Source organism: Bacillus sp. R45 (genome assembly GCF_021729365.1).
Taxonomy (GTDB): domain Bacteria; phylum Bacillota; class Bacilli; order Bacillales; family Bacillaceae; genus Bacillus; species Bacillus velezensis.
On the sequence record NZ_CP091421.1, the window covers coordinates 1,366,792 to 1,389,720 of the forward strand.

8 protein-coding genes are annotated in these 22,929 nt (G+C 43.6%); 5 read left to right on the forward strand and 3 right to left on the reverse strand.

Annotated elements, in window-relative coordinates:
- Window positions 1-3: 3 nt before the first annotated feature.
- The gene (locus L3V45_RS07140) at window positions 4-213 is read right to left on the reverse strand and encodes a DNA-dependent RNA polymerase subunit epsilon (RefSeq protein ID WP_003154548.1); all 210 of its coding nucleotides are present in this window, start codon (window positions 211-213) and stop codon (window positions 4-6) included.
- Window positions 214-567: 354 nt separating this feature from the next.
- Between L3V45_RS07140 and L3V45_RS07145 the strand changes: the two genes are divergently transcribed.
- The gene (locus L3V45_RS07145) at window positions 568-1,341 is read left to right on the forward strand and encodes a Cof-type HAD-IIB family hydrolase (protein WP_003154546.1); all 774 of its coding nucleotides are present in this window, start codon (window positions 568-570) and stop codon (window positions 1,339-1,341) included.
- Between the two features lie 33 nt (window positions 1,342-1,374).
- Here L3V45_RS07145 and def read toward each other — a convergent pair whose 3' ends face one another.
- On the reverse strand, window positions 1,375-1,929 hold the full coding sequence (def, locus tag L3V45_RS07150; protein ID WP_003154544.1) for a peptide deformylase: 555 nt from the start codon (window positions 1,927-1,929) through the stop codon (window positions 1,375-1,377).
- Window positions 1,930-2,041: 112 nt separating this feature from the next.
- Complete coding sequence (locus L3V45_RS07155; RefSeq protein WP_003154542.1) at window positions 2,042-2,215, reverse strand: YjcZ family sporulation protein; 174 nt, start codon at window positions 2,213-2,215, stop codon at window positions 2,042-2,044.
- Between the two features lie 246 nt (window positions 2,216-2,461).
- On the opposite strand from L3V45_RS07155, the gene L3V45_RS07160 reads away from it, so the two are divergent.
- The 4 genes from L3V45_RS07160 to L3V45_RS07175 all read left to right on the forward strand — a co-directional run bounded on the left by L3V45_RS07160 (window position 2,462) and on the right by L3V45_RS07175 (window position 22,919).
- Window positions 2,462-3,100: a YkyA family protein gene (locus tag L3V45_RS07160; protein ID WP_236837431.1), complete on the forward strand. Its 639-nt coding sequence runs from the start codon at window positions 2,462-2,464 to the stop codon at window positions 3,098-3,100.
- Window positions 3,101-3,570: 470 nt separating this feature from the next.
- The gene (gene fabD, locus L3V45_RS07165) at window positions 3,571-5,877 is read left to right on the forward strand and encodes an ACP S-malonyltransferase (protein ID WP_057079998.1); all 2,307 of its coding nucleotides are present in this window, start codon (window positions 3,571-3,573) and stop codon (window positions 5,875-5,877) included.
- 21 nt (window positions 5,878-5,898) lie between these two features.
- Window positions 5,899-18,150 carry an SDR family NAD(P)-dependent oxidoreductase gene (locus L3V45_RS07170; RefSeq protein ID WP_236837319.1) on the forward strand — a complete coding sequence of 4,084 codons (12,252 nt, stop codon included), beginning with the start codon at window positions 5,899-5,901 and terminating at the stop codon, window positions 18,148-18,150.
- Window positions 18,150-22,919, forward strand: coding sequence for a type I polyketide synthase (locus L3V45_RS07175; protein WP_236837320.1), 4,770 nt, complete (start codon window positions 18,150-18,152; stop codon window positions 22,917-22,919). Before L3V45_RS07170 ends, L3V45_RS07175 begins: the two co-directional genes overlap by 1 nt.
- Window positions 22,920-22,929 lie beyond the last annotated feature (10 nt).

A 22,929-nucleotide genomic window follows, 5' to 3' on the forward strand; every position in this document is an offset into this window, starting at 1 on the left:
CGCTCATAACTCCAATACTTTAAAATTTTCGCTCTGCTTCTCATATTCTAAAAAAGCACCGTCCACAGGCTGAACAAATTCAATGTTGTATTTCTGATCTTTCAGTTTCGTTCTGACGTCCCGTTCTGAAACGCCCTCAATGTAAAGTGAATCTGTTTTTTCCCGAACAGGTACTTCGTCAGCCTTCTCTTGATAAAATACCTTATAAATCATCCAAATCTCTCCTTAAATGCCGTATGTTAGACTCGCTTATTCTATTATATTCGAAAACGGATTATAAGGAAAGTCTCGAGCAAAAAAGGGACTTTCAAAAACCGAAAGATCCCTTCTATGCGATGACTTTTTTCCGGAGCATTCCGCCCCACTGTCTTCTGAGTTTCTTCCGTAATCGGCGCAGCATCGTATACCTCCTTTAAAGCCCTTTATAGCAGTAGTATGCGGAAAAAATGAATTTGTTTTCGTGGGTAAAACTGGAATTTCATCAAGGCGGTTTTCCGGAAGAAAAACTTTCTGTATGATGATATTGAAAAAGACACGACTGATAAACGGGAAAAAGGAGAAATTGACATGAAACCAAAACTGATCTTTTTTGATATTGACGGCACGATCTATGACCATGATAAACATATTCCCGATAGCGCAAGAAACGCCGTGACGGCGCTTAAAGAGGCTGGCCATCACGTTTTTATCGCCAGCGGAAGGTCCCCGTTTATGGTAAAACCGATTCTGGAAGAGCTTGAGATTGAATCATTTATTTCATACAACGGCCAGTATGTCGTATTTGAAGGTGAGGTCATTTATAAAAATCCGCTTCCTGAAGATGCGGTTGCGCGTTTATTAAAGCAGGCGGCAGAAGGGGAGCACCCCGTCGTATTTATGGCGGAAGACACGATGAAAACGACCGTCCCCGGACATCCGCACGTCTCGGAAGGTATCGGCAGTCTGAAAGCGCCTTATCCCGAAGTTGATGAAACATTTTATAAAGGAAAAGAAATTTATCAGCTGCTTTTATTCTGCCGCGGACATGAAGAAAAAGCATATGCCGCTTTTCCGGAGTTTGATTACGTCCGCTGGCATGAATTGTCAACGGATGTGCTTCCGAAAGGCGGTTCAAAAGCGGAAGGCATTAAAAGAGTGCTTGAGCGGCTTCCGTACGGCGTAAGTGACACTTATGCATTCGGCGACGGACTAAATGACCTTGAGATGATCCGTTTTGCCGGCACCGGGGTGGCGATGGGAAATGCGGTTCCGGAATTAAAAGCTGCCGCCGATTTCGTCACAAAGCCGGTGGATGAAGAGGGAATCAGCTGGGCCGTCAAAGAACTGGGCCTTTTGAAATAAAGAAAACCGGCACTTTGGGAAGTGCCGGTTTTTTTAACGGTCAATGGCAATGGCGTTTTCAGGTTCTTTGAACGGATTTTCTTTATCGATATGGTCGTAAAACATCACGCCGTTCAGATGATCGATTTCGTGCTGAAACACGATGGCCGGAAAACCTTTGAGGCGGATGTCAATCTGTTCTCCTTCAAGCGTCACCGCCTTTACGCGGATGCGGGCGTAGCGCGGCACATAGCCGGGAATGGGTTCGTCTACCGACAGGCAGCCTTCTCCGCTCGTCAAGTAGCTTTTTTCCACTGAGTGGCTGACGATTTTAGGGTTAAAAAGAGCATAGCTGTATAAAGTGCCTTTCGCATCTTCTGCATGGACGGCGATCATCCGTTTTTTTACGTCTGTTTGCGGAGCGGCAAGACCGACGCCCGGACGAAGCTTGTATTTCTCGGCTAATTCAGGATTTTGGCTGTTTTTCACAAACTCAATCATATCAGCAAGATGCTGTTTTTCTTCGTCGGAAGCGGGAAGCTGAACCTCTTCAGCGATCTCTCTGAGCGCGGGATGTCCGTCGCGTACAATATTTTCCATAGTAATCAAGAAACTTCACTCCTAAAGCTTAATATGTAAATTATAGCGAATTTCTTTATCGCGGCGCAACGAAACAATTGGCCGGCCATAGCAGGCCGGCCGATTTTCATGGTGTATAAGGTCAGCAGCCGCAGCCTAAATAAGCGGCACCGACGATGATTAATAAGATAAACAATACGACGATTAATGCGAATGTGCGGCCATATCCGCCGCCGCAGCCATAACCGTAACCGCCATAACCGTATCCGCCGCAGCAACCGCCGCCAAATCCGCCGCCAAATCCATATCCGTACATAAAAAAACCTCCTCTTTTAATTACGCTGACCCTTTGTCAGCAGGGCCGGCGTCTACTATAAACTATGTAAAAGCCAAAAAGATGTATGGTCATCCGCCCTGTTTTCTCAATTTTTTACGCAAGTATTCTTTGACAGCACCGTAAGCATCTTTTTACCCGGTCATGCCAATTACAGCTCAGCTATTGTCAAAAAGCGTTCGGGCTTCTATAGTGGAAATTGTCAAGATTGGGGGATTTTAAGTGAATATGATTCAAAAAAAGGTATTAGCAGGAATCGGAGCGCTCGGCGCCGCAAGTATGCTGCTTGCGGGCTGCGGGGGAAAAGATCCGGTTGAATCGCTTCATGTCTCGATGGAAAAAGCCGTTCAAGCGGAAAAACCGTTTCAAAAAGAGCAGAAAACATTGGAAAAATTGGAGAAAAAAGAGCACAAGCTTTACGACAGCGCGGTTAAACTGAATATGGACGATTACAAGAAAATCGTCACACTGTCTGATCAGGCTCTGAGCAATGCAAATCAGCGAAAAAAACATCTGAAAGCAGAAAAAGACAGTATTGATGATTCAAAAAAAGCATTTGAATCCGCAAAAAAAACTTCTCATGAAATAAAGGATAAGAAAGTAAAAGAAAAAGCCGGGCATGCTGTCGCTTTAATGGAAAAAAGGTATGCATCTTATGATCTTTTGTACAAAAAGTACGAAAAAGCCATTTCACTTGATAAGGACCTTTATAAACTGATTAAAGATAAAAAGCTCACATTATCGCAGCTGGAAGAGCAAATCGGCAAAGTAAACTCAGTTTACGAAAAAGTGCATAAACAAGCAGATGAGTTCAATCAATTTACTAAAGACTACAACAAAGAGAAAGAACTATTATTCCGCGAATAGTATAGTGAAGGCATATCGGCATGGGCTGATGAACTGATAACAACCGAGTTCAGCCGCCTGTAAAACGGCGGCTGAAGAATTGGTATATACGTGTGTTTCCCATTGACAACATGTAAATCATGGTATAGTATTTATTTAGGGAAATATTCACATAAAACCAATCGTTGTTTCGGCACGTTGGGATGTTTTTATTATATTGATATATAAAAAACAGAATGAAAATGCGGTTTTAATTATCGGAAAATTCTATCTATTTAGATTTGCGGCAATATGATCTTTGTACATGCTTTTTGCTTTTAAACCTTTATCCGGCATAAAGGTTTTTTTATTTTGCTTCGTAATGCTTATTAAGTAATGGTGCCGGGTGCTTAGAGTAAATGACAATTTTAAAAATTGAAGTGAAAAATGTTAATCAAATCACAATCGGAACGAAAAGAAACGGCAGAAATACGGAACAAGGAGGAAAACAAATGCTTGCTTACGTCTTTCCCGGACAGGGAGCGCAGTTTAAAGGAATGGGCAGAGACTTATTCGATGAATTCAGTGAGCTCATTAAAAAGGCAGATCATATTTTAGGATACTCCATAAAGGATTTATGCCTTTCAGATGAAAAAGAGAGGCTCACTGATACGAAGTATACACAACCTGCAATTTATACAGTGAGCGCACTGCAATATTTAAAGGGTTTAAAAGAAGGTCATACTCGCCCTGATGCTGTTGCAGGACATAGTCTGGGTGAATATACTGCGCTTTTTGCGGCCGGTGTTTTTAATTTTGAAACAGGTCTCCGGCTGGTTGCTAAAAGAGGCGAGTTAATGAGTGAGGCTTCCGAGGGCGGAATGGCTGCCGTGATCGGACTGGATGAGCATCACATAAAAAAAATACTTCAAAAGTATGAATTCGGCCAAATAGATATCGCCAATTACAATACATCTTCACAAATTGTGATAGCAGGGGCTGCAGAAGAGATAAAGCGTGCAGCCTCTTTTTTTGAAAAAGAAGGGGCGAAAGCTTATATCGTATTGCAAGTCGGCGGAGCTTTTCATTCTCGTTTCATGGAAAGTGCACAGCGTGAATTTGCGGAATTTATCGAGGAGTTTCATTTTTCTGAATTGAATTTCCCGGTCATCTCTAACTATACGGCAAGACCTTATAAACAAGAAGATATCAAACGGAATTTAATTGAACAAATAACAAACTCGGTGAAATGGACTGAAAGCATCAGGTACTTAATGGGACAAGGCGTCACTGTGTTTGAAGAGATCGGTCCCGGAAACATTCTGACTAAATTAATTCAAACCATACAAAGAGATGAGGAACCGCTTAATATTAGTGCGCCAAAAGACAGTCTCTTGTTTTCTGAAGGGAACAAGGACAATTCCGAAAGCGGGAAAGAGAAGGGCCTCATGGCCGAAAATATAGAAAGCGTTGCGGCTTCACCGGTGTCCCGATTGGGTGATCAATCTTTCAAAGAAGATTACGGTTTGACATACGCGTATTTGGCAGGTGCGATGCATAGAGGGATCTCTTCCGCTGAAATGCTGATCCGCCTCGGGAAGAAAGGGATGCTGGGGTTCTTTGGCACAGCGGGTTTAACTATAAGGGAAATTGAACAGGCCCTTATTTCTATTAAGGAGACACTCAAAAATGGCCAGCCCTACGGAATGAATCTGCGATTTGAGCCGGATCATCAAGATAGAGAAAAGGAATTGATAGATTTATATATCAAGCATGACGTACGGGTAATAGAAGCGTCTTCGTATCTTTCCGTCAGCGCGCCATTAATTTATTACAAAGCGCATCAGTTGAAGATGGACAAAAGCGGCAGGGTCATACCTCATAATCGGATCATTGCCAAAGTTTCACGGCCGGAAGTTGCGGCCGCATTTCTGAGTCCGCCTCCCCAAAGTATCGTAAAGAGAATGTGTCAGCACGGTATGCTGACGGAAGAGCAGGCGGAGTGGCTCAGCCGTGTTCCGGCAGCAGACGATATCATTATTGAAGCAGATTGCGGCAGTAATACCGAACAGGGCTCATTGACGGCGATGCTGCCGTTTTTTGTTAACCTGCGGGATGAAATGATGGAAACACATAAATACGCAAGGAAGATCAGAGTCGGGGCCGCGGGAGGAATCGGAACTCCCGAGTCTGCGGCGTCTGCTTTTTTAATGGGCGCTGATTTTATTATGACGGGATCCATTAATCAATGTACAGTTGAAGCCGCAACAAGCGGTTTTGTTAAAGAAATGCTGAGTGAGACAGAAATATGCGATACTGCTTATGCGCCTTCGGAGACTCTGTTTGAGTTCGGAACAAAGGTTCAGGTGCTGAAAAAGGGCACGCTGTTTCCGGTCAGGGCAAATAAATTATTTCAAATCTACCAACAATATGAGTCTTTGAGTGAGATAGATGAAGAGACAAAGATTCAGCTCGAAAATGTTTATTTTAATAAGACTTTTGATGAAATCTACGAAAGCATAATAGAAAAACAGCCGAACCTGGCCCAAAAAGCGGAGCGCAATCAAAAATATAAGATGCTGTTACTATTTAAGTGGTATTTGCAGAGAGGATGTCTGCTTGCTTTGGAAGGGGAGGAAGAACAAAAGGTGAATTTCCAAGTTCATTGCGGCCCGTCTTTAGGCGCTTTTAACCATTGGGTAAAGGGCACGGAGTTGGAATCATGGAGAAACAGACATGTCGATGACATTGGTGAAAAAATGATGAATGAGACCGAAAGTCTGCTAAGACGCAGATTGGATACGTTATTTCTACACTAAAAAAGGGGCGGGTGGAGGCCAATGGTTCACTTGAATAAACAGAGTGCGGATATCGCGATAATCGGGGTTGCTTGCAGATTCCCCGATGCAGATCATTATCATGAATTCTGGGAAAACATAAATAGCGGCAAAGATTCCATCCGGGAAGTGCCGATTGAACGGTGGGATCCCGATCTTTATTACTCAGCTGATATCAGTATACCGAACAAAACAATCAGCAAGTGGGGAGGTTTTATTCATAAAGCTGACCATTTCGACCATAAGTTTTTTAATATCTCTCCCCGGGAAGCGAAAAACATGGATCCTGAGCAAAGAATCCTTTTAGAAGAAACTTGGCGGTGCATCGAAGATTCCGGGGTCTCTTTGCGGGATCTCCAACGTAAAACCACTTCTGTTTTTGCGGGTATTATGAATTCTGACTACCGGCAGACAGGTCATGAATCGGAAATCGACAGTTACGCCTGTTTAGGAAGTTTCGAAGCTATGCTCTCCAACCGGCTTTCATACACATTCGGTTTGACCGGAAAAAGCATGTCTGTAAATGCCGCTTGTGCATCGTCGCTTGTTGCTTTACATGAAGCGGTTAAGTCATTGCGGACAAAAGAAAGCGATTATGCAATTGCATCGGGAGTAAACTTGAATTTCCAACCCGGAAAATATATTTCTTTTTCTAAAGCCAGAATGCTGAGTCCTGACGGCAAATGTAAAACCTTTGACGCAGCGGCGAACGGGTACGTTCCCGGAGAAGGGGCAGGCGTTGTATTGCTGCAGCGCCTTGGTGATGCAGTAAAAGCCGGTCACCATATATACGGGATCATAAAAGGGACGGCTGTTAATCATGGCGGTAAATCCCGTTCCATAACCGCTCCCAGAGCAGAAGCGCAGTGCCGGGTCATCTCAGAAGCTTTACACAACGCTGCTGTTGATGCTGCGACGGTTTCTTATGTAGAAGCACATGGCACAGGTACATCTCTGGGCGATCCGATAGAAATAGAAGCATTGACAAAAGCATATCGGCAATATACTGAGGATACTCAATATTGCAGAATCGGAAGTGTGAAAACAAATATCGGTCATACAGAAGCAGCGGCGGGAATGGCCGGATTGATAAAAGTTCTAATGATGATGAAACATCGGAGGGTGCCGAAAAGCCTGAATGTACATACGGTAAATCCAATTATACAGTTTGAAAAAACACCGTTTAGGCCGGCGCTTGATTCAAGTGATTGGAAGGCGGCAGACGGGGGGCCGCTCAGGGCGGGAATCAGCTCCTTCGGTTTTGGGGGTGTTAACTCTCACGTCATCATCGAAGAATTTATACATACAAATGACGAAACTGACAGAAAGGGAAGGGTTCCCTTCCTTTTTTCCGCTAAAAGTGAAGAAAGCATGAAACAAATGATACATAATTGGAGAACCTTTTCTGACGATTCTGAGGAATTTTGCAAAATATCAAATGAAGCGATCAGCAGCACCCTTTTAACAAGGACATCGTTTGATTACAGGGCGGGTTTATTGGCAGGCAGCAAGGAGGAATTTAAAAATCAGCTTAAAGAGGGATTAAGTTTTCGGAGGAAACATGATTCTGAATGGGCGCTTGCCATCGGTGACTTCAAATGGGAAAGTTATAAACAATTTGCCGTTTTGAAACGCGTGTTCCCTGATCTAGAAAAGAACGTAAGGTCGGTGCTGAAGGGTATACCAGCATTGCACAGTTCATTTAAAAGAAAATGGACGCCTGAGAAAATCCGCTTGTATTCTTTAGTTATCAATACGGAAATCATAAAAAGTATCCTGGCATCCGGTTTTAAGCCAAGTCTCATTACAGGCGCCGGAGACGGATATTACGTCGCTCTTGCAGCAGCGGATATCATCAAAATTGAAAAGGCCATTTCTGTCATCACAGGCGCTGAAAAACCTTCGCACTTATCCTGTGAGCCGCCGACCATTCCATTTGTCAATCCGTACACTGCAAAAACGTACCCACCGGTTCGATTAAATGAAGAATATGTAAGGATGCTGCTGAACGGTCTGAGCTTCCCGGCTGATTTTACAGACCGCCTGTACGGGAAAACACGGCTGCTTCTTGAGCACCAATATACGTTTAAAGGGTTTTTAGAAGAGTGGGATAAAGCGGGAAAGACTCAGGAAATCGAGATTTTATCTTATATTGTGAATCGCACGGCGGATAAAAGAAACGCATTGCCGGCTGATGAGGAAGCGGCGATCATGGCTATCCTTGCCTCTATGAGAAGACTGTATAAGAGATGGGATTTAACAGATTATGATGGATTCTTTGATAATGATTATGTTCTGGAAATATTAAATTTACTGGATGAAGGAATCTTGTCTAAAGAACTTTTTCTGAGCATGTTATTGAAAAAGCAAGACGGAATTAAACAGGCTGTTGCTTGTATGAATGAGCATCCGTCAGGTTTTTATAATAAGGCCCGTTTTCCGCTGATGACAGAATACAATCAGATGGATGCCGTGTTTCAGGAGATAGCTGACCATATGCCGCTTCACACGGAAGAAAAGGGAACGGAGCCGGATGTGAATATCTCTGATTTTTCAGTTTTTCAATTCGGATCGCTCCCTCCATCAGCAAAACTAAACAAAGCGGCTGCTTTTGAAGCGGACAAACCAGCCGATGAGGCTCTTTATCATTCATTTATGCAAATGTGGCTTTCAGGAGAAGAGATTGAATGGGCGAAACTAGGTGATTATCATAAAAGAAAAGCCCCGCTTCCGCCTTATCCGTTTGAGCGCTCTCAATTTTCTTTAAACCCTCAGCCGGTAAAATCAGACGCGGCTTTTTCAGAAAAGAAGAATCAGGCACTTTATACGCCGGTATGGAAAGAAACCGCACTTGAGAATGAAGCGGGCAGCGGACAAGCCTGTACTATTTTGTTGTTCTCCGGGAATAAAGACTATTTTGAAGAGCTGAAAAAAAGAGAGAATACGTCCGCATATCTTATTATGCCCGGTGACCGTTTAGAGCAGATAAGCGACAGTGTTTTCACCATCAACAGGCAGTGTCCCGAAGATTATCAAGGTGTCATTCGTCTGTTAAAGGAAAAAGGCGCAGCGCCCGATGCAATTTTGCATACTTGGTCTGAAAAACAGCCTGAACTGGAAGAAACACTCGCATCAGGAATTTATTCTGTGTTTTATCTGACTAAGGCTTTAATCAGCGAGAACCTTATAAACAAAGTAACGTTCATTTATACATTCAGCGCAGATCAAAAAGAAAAATTGCCGTATTTTGAAGGTGTGAACGGTTTTTTAAAATCGGTAAAACAAGAGTACCCGCAGCTGCATTGTAAGACGGTTTGCTTTGAATATGATTCTGCATCCGTTTCATGTTCAGAGAAGGCTGACATTCTTTATAAAGAAATAAACACAGCGCCTGATCGGCATATTCATATCACTTACAGAGGCTGCGTAAGATATGCACGGATGTTAGAGAAGCAGAGAGAAACAAACAGAAAGACCATTCAATACCCTGAAAAAGATAAAGTATATTTAATTACAGGGGGATTTGGGGGGATTGGCAGTAAAATCGCTGAATATTGCGCGAAAACTGAAAGATCCACTATTATCCTATCGGGGCGATCTGTTTTAAACGGAGATAAGCAGAAACATTTAGAATACCTGAACAGCTTTAAAGCCAAGGTTTATTATATACAGGCGAATATATCCGATAAAGAAGCGGTAAAAAAAATGATTGACGGTATTACCGATCAGCATGCAGGTCTTCATGGCGTCATTCATTGTGCAGGAGTTATCAGAGACTCGCTGCTTTTTCGAAAAACAAAGCATGAACTTTCAGAGGTGATTGCTCCGAAAGTTCATGGCGCATTGAATCTTGATCATGCAACGAAGTCGCTCGAATTAGATTTTTTCGCCGTTTTTTCTTCAGTCGTCTCTATTGCAGGCAACGAAGGTCAGTGTGATTATGCATATGCAAACGGCTTTTTAGATCATTTTGCCGAATATCGGGAACAGAAACGGCAAAATTCTCTGCGCAGCGGCCGCACCCTGACAATCAATTGGCCTTTATGGCAAGACATCGGAATGGGGGCGAACCTGTCAGGGCAAGGGCGGACGTCTCTTTTTCATGGTTCAGGGCTCGAAGAACTTCCTGCTGAAGACGGAACGCAATGGTTTTCGCGGATTGTAACTTCGGGTCAGCTGCATAATATTGCAGTCTGCGGGGATCATGAACGCTTTGAACAATTTATGCAGCAGAGATTTTTGACGGACGAAACAGAGACAGGCAGTGCCGTTCCTTTGGCTCAAGGCGATATTTTGGATCAGACAGTTTTGTTTTTAACCAATATCATCTCCTGTGAGGTCGGTGCAGAACGGGAAGAGATCGATCAAGATGTGCATCTGGCTGAATATGGAATGGATTCCGTTATGATTCATCAATGCAACACAAAGCTGGAGCAGTCACTGGGAGCAATTTCGAAAACGCTTTTATTTGAATTTCATACAATCAGAGATTTAGCAGATCATCTTGTAAAGGAATACCCGGATCGGCTGGGACGTTTATTTTCACGGGAGGAAAAAGGAAAACAGATTCAGAGCATTACCCCCGCCAGGCCGGAACAAAACACCACTGCACCTGCGGCGGAGGAAAAAGAACATCTTGACGGGATAGCGGTAATCGGTATCAGCGGCCGTTATCCCGGGGCTGAAAATATCGAAGAATTGTGGGATCTTCTATCAAAAGAGAGAACCTCAATCACAGAAATTCCGAAAGAACGATGGAATTATGAGACCTACTATGATCCAGATCCCGCTAAAGCGCATGAGGGGAAAATTTATTGCAAATGGGGCGGATTTTTAAAGAATGCTGAATCATTTGATTCTTTGTTTTTCCAAATATCGCCGAGAGAAGCAGAAGCGATGGATCCTCAGGAACGAATATTTCTCGAAACCGTATGGAAAGCATTTGAAGATTCGGGATATACCATTGAAGGGTTGAGAAAGCAGACCGAAAAACATGTCGGTGTATTTGCGGGAGTTACAACCAATTCTTACAAGCTGCTCGGCGAAAGAATACCGACGGACAAAAACGATGTACTTCCAAATTCGTTCCCGTGGTCTCTCGCGAACAGAGTGTCTTACACATTTGATTTTACGGGTCCCAGTATCCCTGTAGATACGGCTTGCTCTTCATCCTTAACGGCAATTCACATGGCTTGCCAAAGTTTAAAAAAAGGTGAGTGCTCGGTTGCGGTTGCGGGAGGAGTAAATTTGTATCTTCATCCTTCTGACTATTTATACCGGTGTCAGATGGGAATGCTTTCAAAATCGGGAAAATGCAGAAGTTTTGGAGAAGGCGGCGACGGTTTCGTGCCCGGAGAAGGTGTCGGGGCCGTTATTCTTAAACCGCTTAAAGATGCCATACGTGATAATGATACTGTGTACGCCGTCATAAAAGGAACGGCAATTAACCATGGCGGAAAGACGAATGGCTATACGGTGCCTAATCCTGCCGCACAGGCGGATTTAATTCAAGGAGCTCTTAAAGCGGCCGGTTGGAGCGCCAGAAGTGTCAGCTTTATTGAAGCACACGGCACGGGAACGCCGCTGGGTGACCCGATTGAAGTCCGAGGTCTGACCAAGGCGTTCAGAGCTTATACCGAAGATGTTTCATATTGCTCTCTCGGATCGATTAAATCTAACATCGGTCATCTCGAAGCGGCCGCGGGAATTGCCGGCCTGACAAAGATTATTTTACAAATGAAGTATAAAAAAATAGCCGCAACACTGCATGCTGAACGGGTGCATCCGGATCTTTATCTGGAAGAGACACCTTTTTGTCTCCAGCGGGAAACCGCCGACTGGATAAAACCCGCGAATGAAAAACATTCTGACAGCAAATATCCGCGGCGTGCGGGATTAAGTTCTTTCGGAGCGGGCGGGGCAAATGCTCATATCCTTGTGGAAGAGTATGAGTCTGCTGCTGACTGTCAAACGGGGCGTGAGGAAAGTGAAGAACTTATCGTACTCTCAGCCAAGCATTCACTGAGTTTACGGGAATCAGCAAAACAGCTGGAGGGATATCTTCAAAAGGCTCGTCATAAGCAGGGCGAGTGTTTACAGCCGGCGGGAACAAATAAGCCGCTTCACCTTTCTGATATTGCATATACCCTTCTTGAAGGGCGGGAAGCCATGCCGGAAAGGCTTGCTGTCATTTCGAAAAATATCGATGACCTGATGTTGAAATTAAATCACTTTTATAATGGAATTGACGATCACGAAATATTCAGAGGGAAAAAACCGAATCATAAACGCGGACAGCGGCAATCGGATCTTCCGCTCAAATCCGGCAGAACCACATTAGCCGACATGGCTGAATTCTGGGTATCGGGAGGGAGTTTAAGCTGGGAAGATTTCCGCACCGGCAGAAAACCGGCAAAAATTGCGCTGCCGACTTACCCTTTTTTAAAAAACAGACTGTGGGTGTCAAATAAGGCGCAAACAACATCAGCAGCCGGTACAGCTCCTTTATTTGATTTTTCTGCAGGTGAGTGCCGATTTTATAAAACGCTTTCAGATTCTGAATATTATTTAAAAGACCATGTTGTGCATGGGAATATGGTTCTGCCCGGAGCGGCAATCATCGAAGCGGCCAGAGAAGCGGGAGAGAGGCTGTACGGAAAATCAGTCATAAAACTGAGTCAGGTTGTATGGGCGGTTCCGATAACCGTTGAAAAAGAAAAGACGATAATGATAGATCTGCTGCCGAATCAAAAAGACGGCAGATTTGTGGTAAAAACCGATATGCAATCTGAAGCGGCAGTTCATTGCCAAGGAAACATTATGACATGCGGAGATAAAGACGCCTCTCATACAGAGCATTTTAAATTGGACAGCTGGTTAACCGGACAGAAAAGATTAATCAGCGGCGCTGAGTGTTATAGAAACTTCCGGCAGAGCGGTTTGGACTATGGAGCCGGCTTTCAGGTAATAAAACAGCTGTTTATCCATGAAAATGCTGTTCTTGCACGAATATCACTTCCTGAGAGCATTGATAAAAAATCCGGCGCGCTGCTGGAACCGTGTTTATTGGATGGCATTTTTCAATCCACAATCGGGTTTACGTCCGCTCAGGAAGACGATCATACCGCATATTTGCCTTTTGAATTAGGTGAGCTGGAGATTCTTCACCCACCTTCGGCAAACGGCTATGCTTACATTACTGCTGCCGATGAAAGACAACATGATGATGTCAAAAGGTTTCATATACTATTTATGGATGAACACGGATCTGTAAGTCTTAAAATAAAAAACTTAGCGTTGAAGGCATTAAGGGCTGCACCGCAGACTCAAAATGAGCGGCATTCAGCTAAGTATTACACTGATATGTGGAAGCGGGCCCCTATGCTTCATCAGCCTGAAGGCAGCGGTTTAAACAGCTGCCTTGTAATTTCACTCCGTCAGGATATATCAGAACCGCTGATCCGCCAGGCATATAAAGATATCGGCCTGAACATGATCTTTGTCCGCCATGGCGGAAGTTTTCAAGAAAAAGAAGCTGATTCCTTTGAATTGAACAGCGTCAAACTTGAAGGCTATAAGAAATTGCTGGCGATTCTTAAAGAAAGACAAGTGACAATTGACCGCGTCATTTTAATCGGGATGAGCCCTGAAACGGGAATTGAGCATAACATTCATGAAAAGCTGGAAGAGGCTGTTTTGCCGGTTTTCAATGTAACGAAAGCTCTGTTAGCAACAATCCCAAGACATAAAATTCTGATATCACATGTATTTTTCACAAGGAACAATCAAATCTTACCTTATCAAATGGCAATCAGCGGCTTTTTTAGGTCGCTTCATTTAGAACATCCAATGTTGTCCGGTAAAAATATTGAAATACACAGCGATGAAATTCAGTTACAGCTGAACACCGGTCTGCCTGAATTAAAAAACCTTGTGAAAGAAACAGTCATCAGCGATGATGCTTCAGAGATCAGATACAGAGATGGAATCAGGCAGGTAAAGCACTCTGCAGAAATTGAAAGGGCAGAGCCCCCCAAAAAGATGGAAGTAAAAGAAGGGGGAGTTTACCTTATTACAGGAGGAACAGGCGGCCTGGGTCTGATTTTTGCCAGACATCTTGTGCGAAAAGGGAGAATAAAACTTGTGCTTATCGGCAGGTCAGAGCTTTCTGAGGAAGCCGTAAGCAATGTAAAAGAGCTCGAAAAAAACGGATCAGAAGTTTTTTATGTAAGAACCGATATTTCTGATAAGGAAAATGTCAACAACCTGATAAAACTCGTCAAAAACAAATTAGGTCCTGTTAAAGGAGTTATTCACAGCGCCGGTGTGATAAAAGATTCATTACTCATCAATAAGCGTGAAGAGGATCTCGATTCAGTCCTGGCCAGCAAGGTTTACGGAACGATATGGCTTGACCGGTATACAGACAGAGAACCTCTGGACTTTTTTGTTATGTTTTCATCTATCAGCGCAATAATCGGGAATGCCGGACAAACTGATTATGCTTATGCAAACCGGTTTATGGATTACTTTGCGGAAATGAGAGCGGCGGAAAATAAACCTGGAAAAACAGTCTCGATTAATTGGCCTTTATGGAAAGAAGGCGGTATGCAAATTGACATTCATTCAGAGAAGTTCCTTTATGACCGTTTCGGAATGCTGCCTCTGGGAAAACGGGAAGGCCTTGCAGCATTTGATCAAGCAATGACAGGGTGTGAACATCAAATAATGGTATTTAGCGGTAATGAATTAAAGCTGGAACGAATGATAACGATTGACAGCGGAAAAAGTGACCCGGCAATCGCCGACGAAAATCACGAACCGAAAGAGCTGTCAAAAACTGAATCTTTAAAAAGCACTTTGACGCGCATCATCACCGGCGTATTAAAAATTGAAGAACGGGAATTTGATTTTGAACTGCCGATAAGTGAATACGGATTTGATTCAATTATGTTTACAATGCTGGGCAACGAATTAAACGAAACATTAGGAATATCAATGATGCCGTCAGATTTTTTCGGTCTTACTGATTTTAATGAACTTCTTGAGTTTTTAAAGAGTGAGTATTCCGAAGAGCTTCATCTCTGCGGATCTTTTTCTTCAGATGAATCTGCGGCGAAAGACAGGAGAGAAAATCTGATTGAGGGCATCGCAAAGATGATGTCCAGTATTTTAAAGATTGACAGAAAGGAAATGGAAGAAGAGACTTCATTCGGCGAGTACGGATTTGATTCTATTACGTTTACCAGACTCGGAAATGAAATCAATCAACAATATGGTACGGAATTATTGCCGTCCATTTTCTTTGAATGCAATTCACTGGCTGAACTGACTGATTATGTAATCGAGCAATACGGAGAAATCCTTTTTGCTGAGACAGAACCTTTTTCTGCAGCAGACGAAAAAACATTGTACAGCACGCCTCCGCCGGAATCCTATGAACATTCCCCTGAGCCTGAAAACAAAACCAGGCAAGAGGAAAGACATATGAATGAGCCGGTTGCAATAGTGGGAATAAGCGGCCGTTTCCCCCAAACAGATACGCTGGAAGACTTTTGGGAAGGAATTGAAAAAGGGCGGGATATGATTACAGACATTCCTGAAGACCGTTGGGACTGGAAAGAGTTTGACGGCGATCCGATCAGGGACGTCAATAGAACAAAAATAAAAAAAGGCGGATTTATCAAAGGCGCGGACAGTTTTGATCCGTTGTTTTTCGGGATTTCTCCCGCCGAAGCAGAATTAATGGATCCCCAGCAAAGAATTTTTATGGAGACTGTATGGAAAACAATAGAAGATGCGGGCTATAAGCCGTCAGATCTGGCAGGGACGAAAACCGCGGTGTTTGCAGGGGTCGCCACAACGGACTATGCGGAACGTCTCAATGAAAATGGCGTCTCTGTTCAGGCGCAGACCGCAACCGGTTTAAATCATTGTATATTGGCTAATCGTATTTCTTACCAGCTGAACCTGACGGGTCCGAGCGAACCGATTGACACTGCCTGTTCAAGTTCGTTAGTTGCACTCCATCGTGCGGCTGAGGGGATTCAAAGAGGCGATTTTGAAATGGCGATTGCAGGCGGAGTGCATGTTATGACAAGCCCTACTCTGTTTATAGCTTTTGATAAAGCAGGTATGCTTTCCAAAGACGGAAAGTGCAAAACGTTTGATAAAAGCGCTGACGGCTATGTAAGGAGTGAAGGGGCGGCTGCAGTACTGCTTAAGCCGCTCAGCAAAGCACAGGCAGACGGTGATCATATTTATGGTTTGATTAAAGGGTCAGCTGTAAATCACGGCGGCCGCGCCAATTCTTTGACAGCTCCGAATCCGAACGCACAGGCGGACTTATTAACCGAAGCTTGGCGGAAGGCGGGGGTCAGTCCCGCCACTGCGGGATATATAGAAGCGCATGGCACAGGGACAAGTCTTGGCGATCCGATTGAAGTAAACAGCATCATAAAGGCATTTAAAACGTTATATCAAGAATGGGACATTCCTTTTGAGAAACAGAAAAGCTGCGGAATCGGGTCTGTCAAAACAAACATCGGCCATCTCGAAACCGCTGCCGGAATAGCCGGAGTGCTGAAAGTGTTACTGGCTTTTAAATATCGCAAACTTCCGGGACTCGCCCATTTTTCAGAACTCAATCCATACATCAAACTGGAAAATACGCCATTTTATATCACAGAAACCGCTCAAAAGTGGAATCCGATAAAAGATGAAGAGAACAACGATCTGCCGAGGAGAGCAGGTGTCAGCTCATTCGGATTCGGCGGTGTGAACGCGCATATTGTTTTAGAGGAATATAGGGAACCTCAAAAAGAAGTACCGGAAAACAACGGTAAAACACACATTTTTGTTTTATCTGCGAAAACCAAAGATCAATTACTTGAGTATATCCGGCTTATGGTTCAGTACTTGGATCGCGTGATTGCCGGTGACATGACCGTTAATGCCAGTGACATGGAATTTACATTGCAAAACGGCCGGGAAGCAATGAACGAGAGAATTGCCGTATGTGCAGTGAGTCTGACTGAGCTGAGAGATAAATACGTCAGCTTTCTTGATAAAAGCAAGGTGCAAAATGGCGTATTTATAAGCGAAAACACTGAAGAGCGCGCAGCTGTTTCTGAATATATGATTCAGGAGGCTCTTCAAAGCGGAAAAGAGGAGCTGCTCGCACAATGGTGGGCCAATGGAGCCGAGTTTGAATGGAAGACCATCGGCAATGAGAAATTGAATAGAGTGCCGCTGCCGTCTTATCCGTTTGCAAAAGAGAGTTATTGGTTTACTCCGAAAAAGAACAAAAGCGAGGTTAATAGCAAAAGTCTTCACCCATTAATCAGCGAGAATGTCTCAACATTAAAGAAACAAGCATTTAAAACTGTTATTTCCGGAACTGAATTTTTCGTCACTGATCACCTTGTTTCAGGAGACTGTGTGTTGCCGGGAGCCGCTTCGCTTGAAATGGCTCTAGTTTGTGCGGAAATAAGCGGAGAAAGTAAAGTATATAAAATAAAAGACGTGATGTGGAACAGACCTATATTATATAAAGGAAAAACGCTGCACATTTATACCGGCTTGGAAATGAAACAAGATAAGTTGAACGCAACGATATGTAAAGAGGGCCCGGATGGCGTGCAGCAAATCTGCACACAATGTGAAACAGTATTCGGAGACATAAACAGCAATCCTGAGTATGTCGATATTGATCAGTTCATACGCAGCAGTAAAACGGTCATAAGCCGGAAAGAGTGTTATCACCGCTTCAGTCGTATGGGCCTGACATATCAGAGCGGTTTTCAAACGTTGAAAGCCGTATATCGCGGTGATGTGGAGTTAATGGCAGAATTGGAGCTTCCGGATCATTTAGCGAACGGGTTTTCACATTTTACACTCCATCCTTCATTAATTGACGGCGGTTTTCAAGCGGCTGCATTTTTGTTAAGAGAAAATGAGAAAGACGGCTTATTTGTTCCTTATTCACTTAGAGAGCTTCACATTAAGAGGGCGCTTACTGCCCGATGCCATGTTTCGGTGAGAGAAACCGGTTTTTATACGTATAACATTGATTTTATTAACGAGAGCGGCGAAGTAGCCGTGAGCATGAAAGACTTCTCTGTCAGAAAAGTGACCGGGGGAGAATTAACCGCAGGTCATAAAAATGAAGATCAGGAAATTCTCTTCTTATTGGAACAATTGAAAAACGGTGAACTTTCTGCTGACCAAGTTTATCAGCTGCTGGAGGGAAAATAGTGCAGATCAAACAAATACTTTCCTTAATTGAAGAACAGCAAATGTCTCCTGATGCAGGACTGGAGCTAATTCGTACTTACAGAAAACAACAAATGGAAAAAAAGGCGGAGCCGGAATCACAAGCTCCGTCCCCAACCATTTTTTTTAAGACCGATTGGGTCAGGACAAATCACATTGATATGCCGAATCAGCAGGCACCGGGGAATATGCTGATTTTTGATCAGGATAACCGTCTTTTTCAGCATGCCGAGATGATGAATGGAGAACATAACCGTGTCATTCTCGTAACGCCCGATTCTGATTACAGAATTGAACGGAATAGATGCACAATCAATCCTTCTGATGAACATCATGTCGAAATGCTGCTTTCTGATTTGGCTGAAAACGGATTTACACCTGATGTCGTGCTTTATTTATGGGACGGAGAAATCAGAGAATTCACTGAAGAATCTGTTAATGAAACTCTTCGCAGAGGGATAAACTCGCTCTTTTTATTATCAAAAGCTTTAATGCGAAGAAACGAACCTGTTACGTTATTGCATATTTATTGGACAAGCGGTCTGAATCAGCCGTTTCATGAAGCTGTCGGAGGGTTCGTGAAAACGGTAAACATGGAAAGCTCCAAGCTTAAAGCGAAAACCATACAGATACGCCACGAGGATTCTGACATAAATCCTCCGGTTTCCGAGATGTGGGATGTTGCAATCAGTGAAATGCAGTGCATTCAAACGGATGAATGTGAGGTTTTAATAGACTCATATACCCGTTATGTGAAAGGACTGCAGCCTATTGATATTCCGGAACACGATAACGGATCTGTAACGTATCAAAAAGGCGGCATATATATCATTACCGGAGGAGCCGGAAAACTCGGGCTGCTGTTTGCGGAACACATCGCTAATGAAAATCAAGCCGTGATTATACTTACAGGCCGTTCTTTTTTAACAGCTGATCAAAAAGAACGGATCAGTAAGCTTAATGAGAGCGGCTCTATTGTTGAATATCAGCGGACGGACATAACAGATCGAACAGAGGCAGAGCGATTCATTTTCGGCGTTAAAGAGCGGTACGGCAGCATAAACGGGATCATCCATGCTGCCGGCATCCTTCGTGATTCATTTCTTGTAAATAAAAGTCTCGGTGATTTTACGGACGTACTGAAACCGAAAGTTTACGGGACAATCTGGCTGGATGAGCTGACAAAAGACGAAGATCTTGATTTTTTTGTTCTCTTTTCTTCTTTTTCCGCTTACGGAAATGCCGGCCAAAGTGACTATGCGTACGCAAATCATTTTATGGACAGTTTTGCAGTGCTTCGATCCCAGCTCTCTCGAAACGGAAAAACACTATCAATCAATTGGCCGTTATTGAAAGATGGCGGAATGAGTCTCGACAGCAGTGGAATCGTTCAAATAAAAGAAAAATACGGAATGACTCCGATGCGAACTTCCTCTGTTCTGGAAGCGTTTCTGAAAATGCTGCGGTCTTCATTTACCAGCTTAATGCCTGCAGAAGGTGAGCGGGATAAAATGATAAAGGCGCTTTCGATTCAAAGAAATACAGCTGCAGCAGATCAAGATACACTCACGGCGGAACACGATGAAGAAGCGGAATATGCTGCGAAAGAAAAAGTCAATGACTATTTAATCAAGATCATCAGCGGTGTCTTGAAAATCCAAGCTCATAAAATAAATGCGAAAGACTCTTTTGAGAAGTTCGGAATCAACTCACTTATGATCATGTCACTTATTGCAAAGCTTGAAGATACTTTCGGGGATCTTCCGAAAACAATCTTTTTTGAATATCAGAACATTGAAGAGCTTTCAAACTTCTTCCTAACATCTTTTAAAGAAAAAGTGCTTAAGGCCGCAGGGGCAGCTCCGGTAACAAGAGTACAGAAGAAAAGAGAAAATCCGAGTAAAAAACAGCACCGGCAGCAGAAGGATACACCTGCACCGAGCATGGATCAGCCGGGGGAGGATATTGCCATTATCGGTGTGAGCGGAAGATATCCGAATTCCGATACTCTTGAGGAGTTCTGGGAAAACATTGCCGGAGGGAAAAACTGTATTATTGAAATCCCCGAGGAACGTTGGGATTTCAGATCGAATTACAGTCCCGACAGAATGGAGAAGGGGAAAATCAACAGTAAGTGGGGCGGTTTTATCAGCGGTGTTGATCAATTCGATCCGCTGTTTTTCCACATTTCTCATAAAGAAGCTGAGCTGATGGACCCTCAGGAGCGAATTTTTCTCGAAACCTCCTGGCATACGTTTGAAGATTCAGGATATACAAAAGAGAAGCTTAACGGTATGAAAGCCGGTGTGTTTGTCGGAGCCATGTACGGACAATATCAATTATTCGGCGCAGAAGAAACTGCGCGGGGCAATCCGATTGCGCTCAGTTCCTTCTTTTCATCTATTGCCAACAGGGTTTCGTACTTTTTTAATCTCTCCGGCCCGAGCATTGCACTGGATACGATGTGTTCATCATCGCTGACGGCCATTCACTTGGCATGTGAGAGCATTAAAAGAGGGGAAAGTGAAATTGCGCTTGCAGGCGGCGTTAATGTATCCATACACCCCAGCAAATACCTTTGGCTGAGTCAAGGTAATTTTGTTTCCACCGAAGGATTGTGCAGAAGTTTCGGAGAGGGCGGAGACGGCTATGTCCCGGGAGAAGGTTCGGGAGCCGTTCTGTTGAAACCTCTGGAAAAAGCAATTGCTGATCAGGATCATATATACGGAGTGATTAAAGGAACATCTGTAAATCATGGCGGAAAAACCAATGGATTTACGGTTCCGAATCCGAATGCACAAGCTGAGCTGATTGCTGAAAATTTCAAGAAATCGGGCATCAGTCCGCGATCCGTCAGCTACTTGGAAGCACACGGAACGGGTACCTCGCTCGGAGATCCGATTGAGATCGCAGGATTGACAAAAGCTTTTGAGAAATTTACGGATGATAAACAATTTTGTGCCATAGGTTCAGTGAAGTCTAATATCGGACATTTGGAGTCTGCCGCAGGTATAGCAGCCCTTACAAAAGTTCTTTTACAATTTAAGCATCAGAAGTTGGCGCCATCCATTCACTCGGAACAGCTGAACCAAAATATTCGATTTGAAAAGACGCCTTTTTACGTTCAGCAGAAAGAAGAAGAGTGGCGGAAAGAATCAGGCGCCTCTAACAGGAGAGCAGCAATCAGTTCGTTCGGAGCGGGAGGAGCAAATGCCCATGTCATTGTGGAGGAATATCAAAACCATGCGGACACACAAACAATAAGCGGTCCGTTTGCCGCAGTTCTTTCTGCCAAAAATGAAGACAGACTGAAAGAATACGCCCGGCGCCTTCTGCAATTCACAGAGCGGGAGACAATAGCCTCGGCAGCTGATATCGCTTTTACATTGCAGACATGCAGGGAGCCTATGGAAGACAGACTTGCTGTTGTAGCTTCCGATTTGCCGGAACTTAAGGAGAAGCTGAGAACTTTCTGTACTGAAGGAACAATTGGAGAGGGCGTATACAAAGGCAATGTTACAAAAGATTTTGATAAAGTCTTTATCTTTCATGATCAAAAGATGAAAGATAAATTCCTCGAAGTGATGATGGAGACAAAGGACTTGAATCTTCTAGCAAAATTATGGTCTTTCGGGGCTGATATTCAATGGAGAGAGTTATATGAAGAGTATACCCCGCAAAAGGTCAAGCTTCCTTTATATCCATTTGCTGAGGAGTCTTACTGGGTGCCTCGAAATCAAAGCGCAATATTTCCGGAAATATTGCCGCGGCAGTCTTCACTGCACCCGCTTCTGGATTCGAATGAATCTACTCTGGAACAGCAGTTTTTTAAAACGACATTAAGAGAAAAAGAGATTTGGTTAAAAGACCACATCGTAAAAAACAAGAGCATTCTCCCGGCAGCTGCTTTTCTTGAAATGGCATGCGCAGCGGGAACGCGGTCATATCGAAAGAAAGAGGTCACTCGTTTAAAAAACGTGATATTTGCAAGACCGGCCATGCTTTTGCAAGAAAGCCTGACCATTTACACTCACATTTCCGTAAAAGACGGCAAAATATTATTTAATATGTCATCTGACGAGGATGCTGCTGTAAGGAATGGATTTGTGACGGGGGAATTAGATTATGATCATCATTACGATGATGATATAGAGAATATCGACAGACAAGAGATGATAAACAGAAGTGCTTTTGTCCGTGAACAAGATGAATGTTACAAGTATTTTCGGGAAAACGGGTTCCTGTATGGGCGCGCTTTTCAGCCGATTCAACGTTTATGGGGCGGAAAAACAGAAGCGGTTGCACACTTATTGCTGCCAAAAGAAGCCGCATATGCTCTTGAAAATTATACATTGCATCCGTCTTTAATTGATGGGGCTCTGCAATCTTTGTTCGGAATTACGGACGGAAGAGAAGAGGCATCTGTTTATGTTCCTTTTTCAATAGGAGAGATTACGATTCGGAAAAAAGTTTCAGCAGAATGCTGGGCATATGCGCGTAAAACAGGCCAAAAAGGTCAATCCGAGCTTATTTACGATATTCAGCTGCTTAATGAACAAGGAGAAAGACTTGCAGGTTTGAAGGATGTAACCATTCGTAAAAAAGAAACGTTTTCCGCGGAGGCACAGACTCGTGCAACAGCGGATTCCAATGGAAAGAACGAGAGAGTAAAAGAGCTCCTGAGACAATTAAAAGCGGGCGAACTGACTGCCGAAGAAGCAGATTATGCGCTGGAGCATATGCAGGATTAGTTTATCATTT

What these genes read in the sequence shown, in the direction of transcription:
- L3V45_RS07160 (WP_236837431.1), top strand. Translation starts at nt 2,462, where the DNA reads ATGATTCAAAAAAAGGTATTAGCAGGAATCGGAGCGCTCGGCGCCGCA.
- L3V45_RS07155 (WP_003154542.1), bottom strand. Translation starts at nt 2,215, where the DNA reads ATGTACGGATATGGATTTGGCGGCGGATTTGGCGGCGGTTGCTGCGGC.
- L3V45_RS07140 (WP_003154548.1), bottom strand. Translation starts at nt 213, where the DNA reads ATGATTTATAAGGTATTTTATCAAGAGAAGGCTGACGAAGTACCTGTT.
- L3V45_RS07170 (WP_236837319.1), top strand. Translation starts at nt 5,899, where the DNA reads ATGGTTCACTTGAATAAACAGAGTGCGGATATCGCGATAATCGGGGTT.
- fabD (WP_057079998.1), top strand. Translation starts at nt 3,571, where the DNA reads ATGCTTGCTTACGTCTTTCCCGGACAGGGAGCGCAGTTTAAAGGAATG.
- L3V45_RS07145 (WP_003154546.1), top strand. Translation starts at nt 568, where the DNA reads ATGAAACCAAAACTGATCTTTTTTGATATTGACGGCACGATCTATGAC.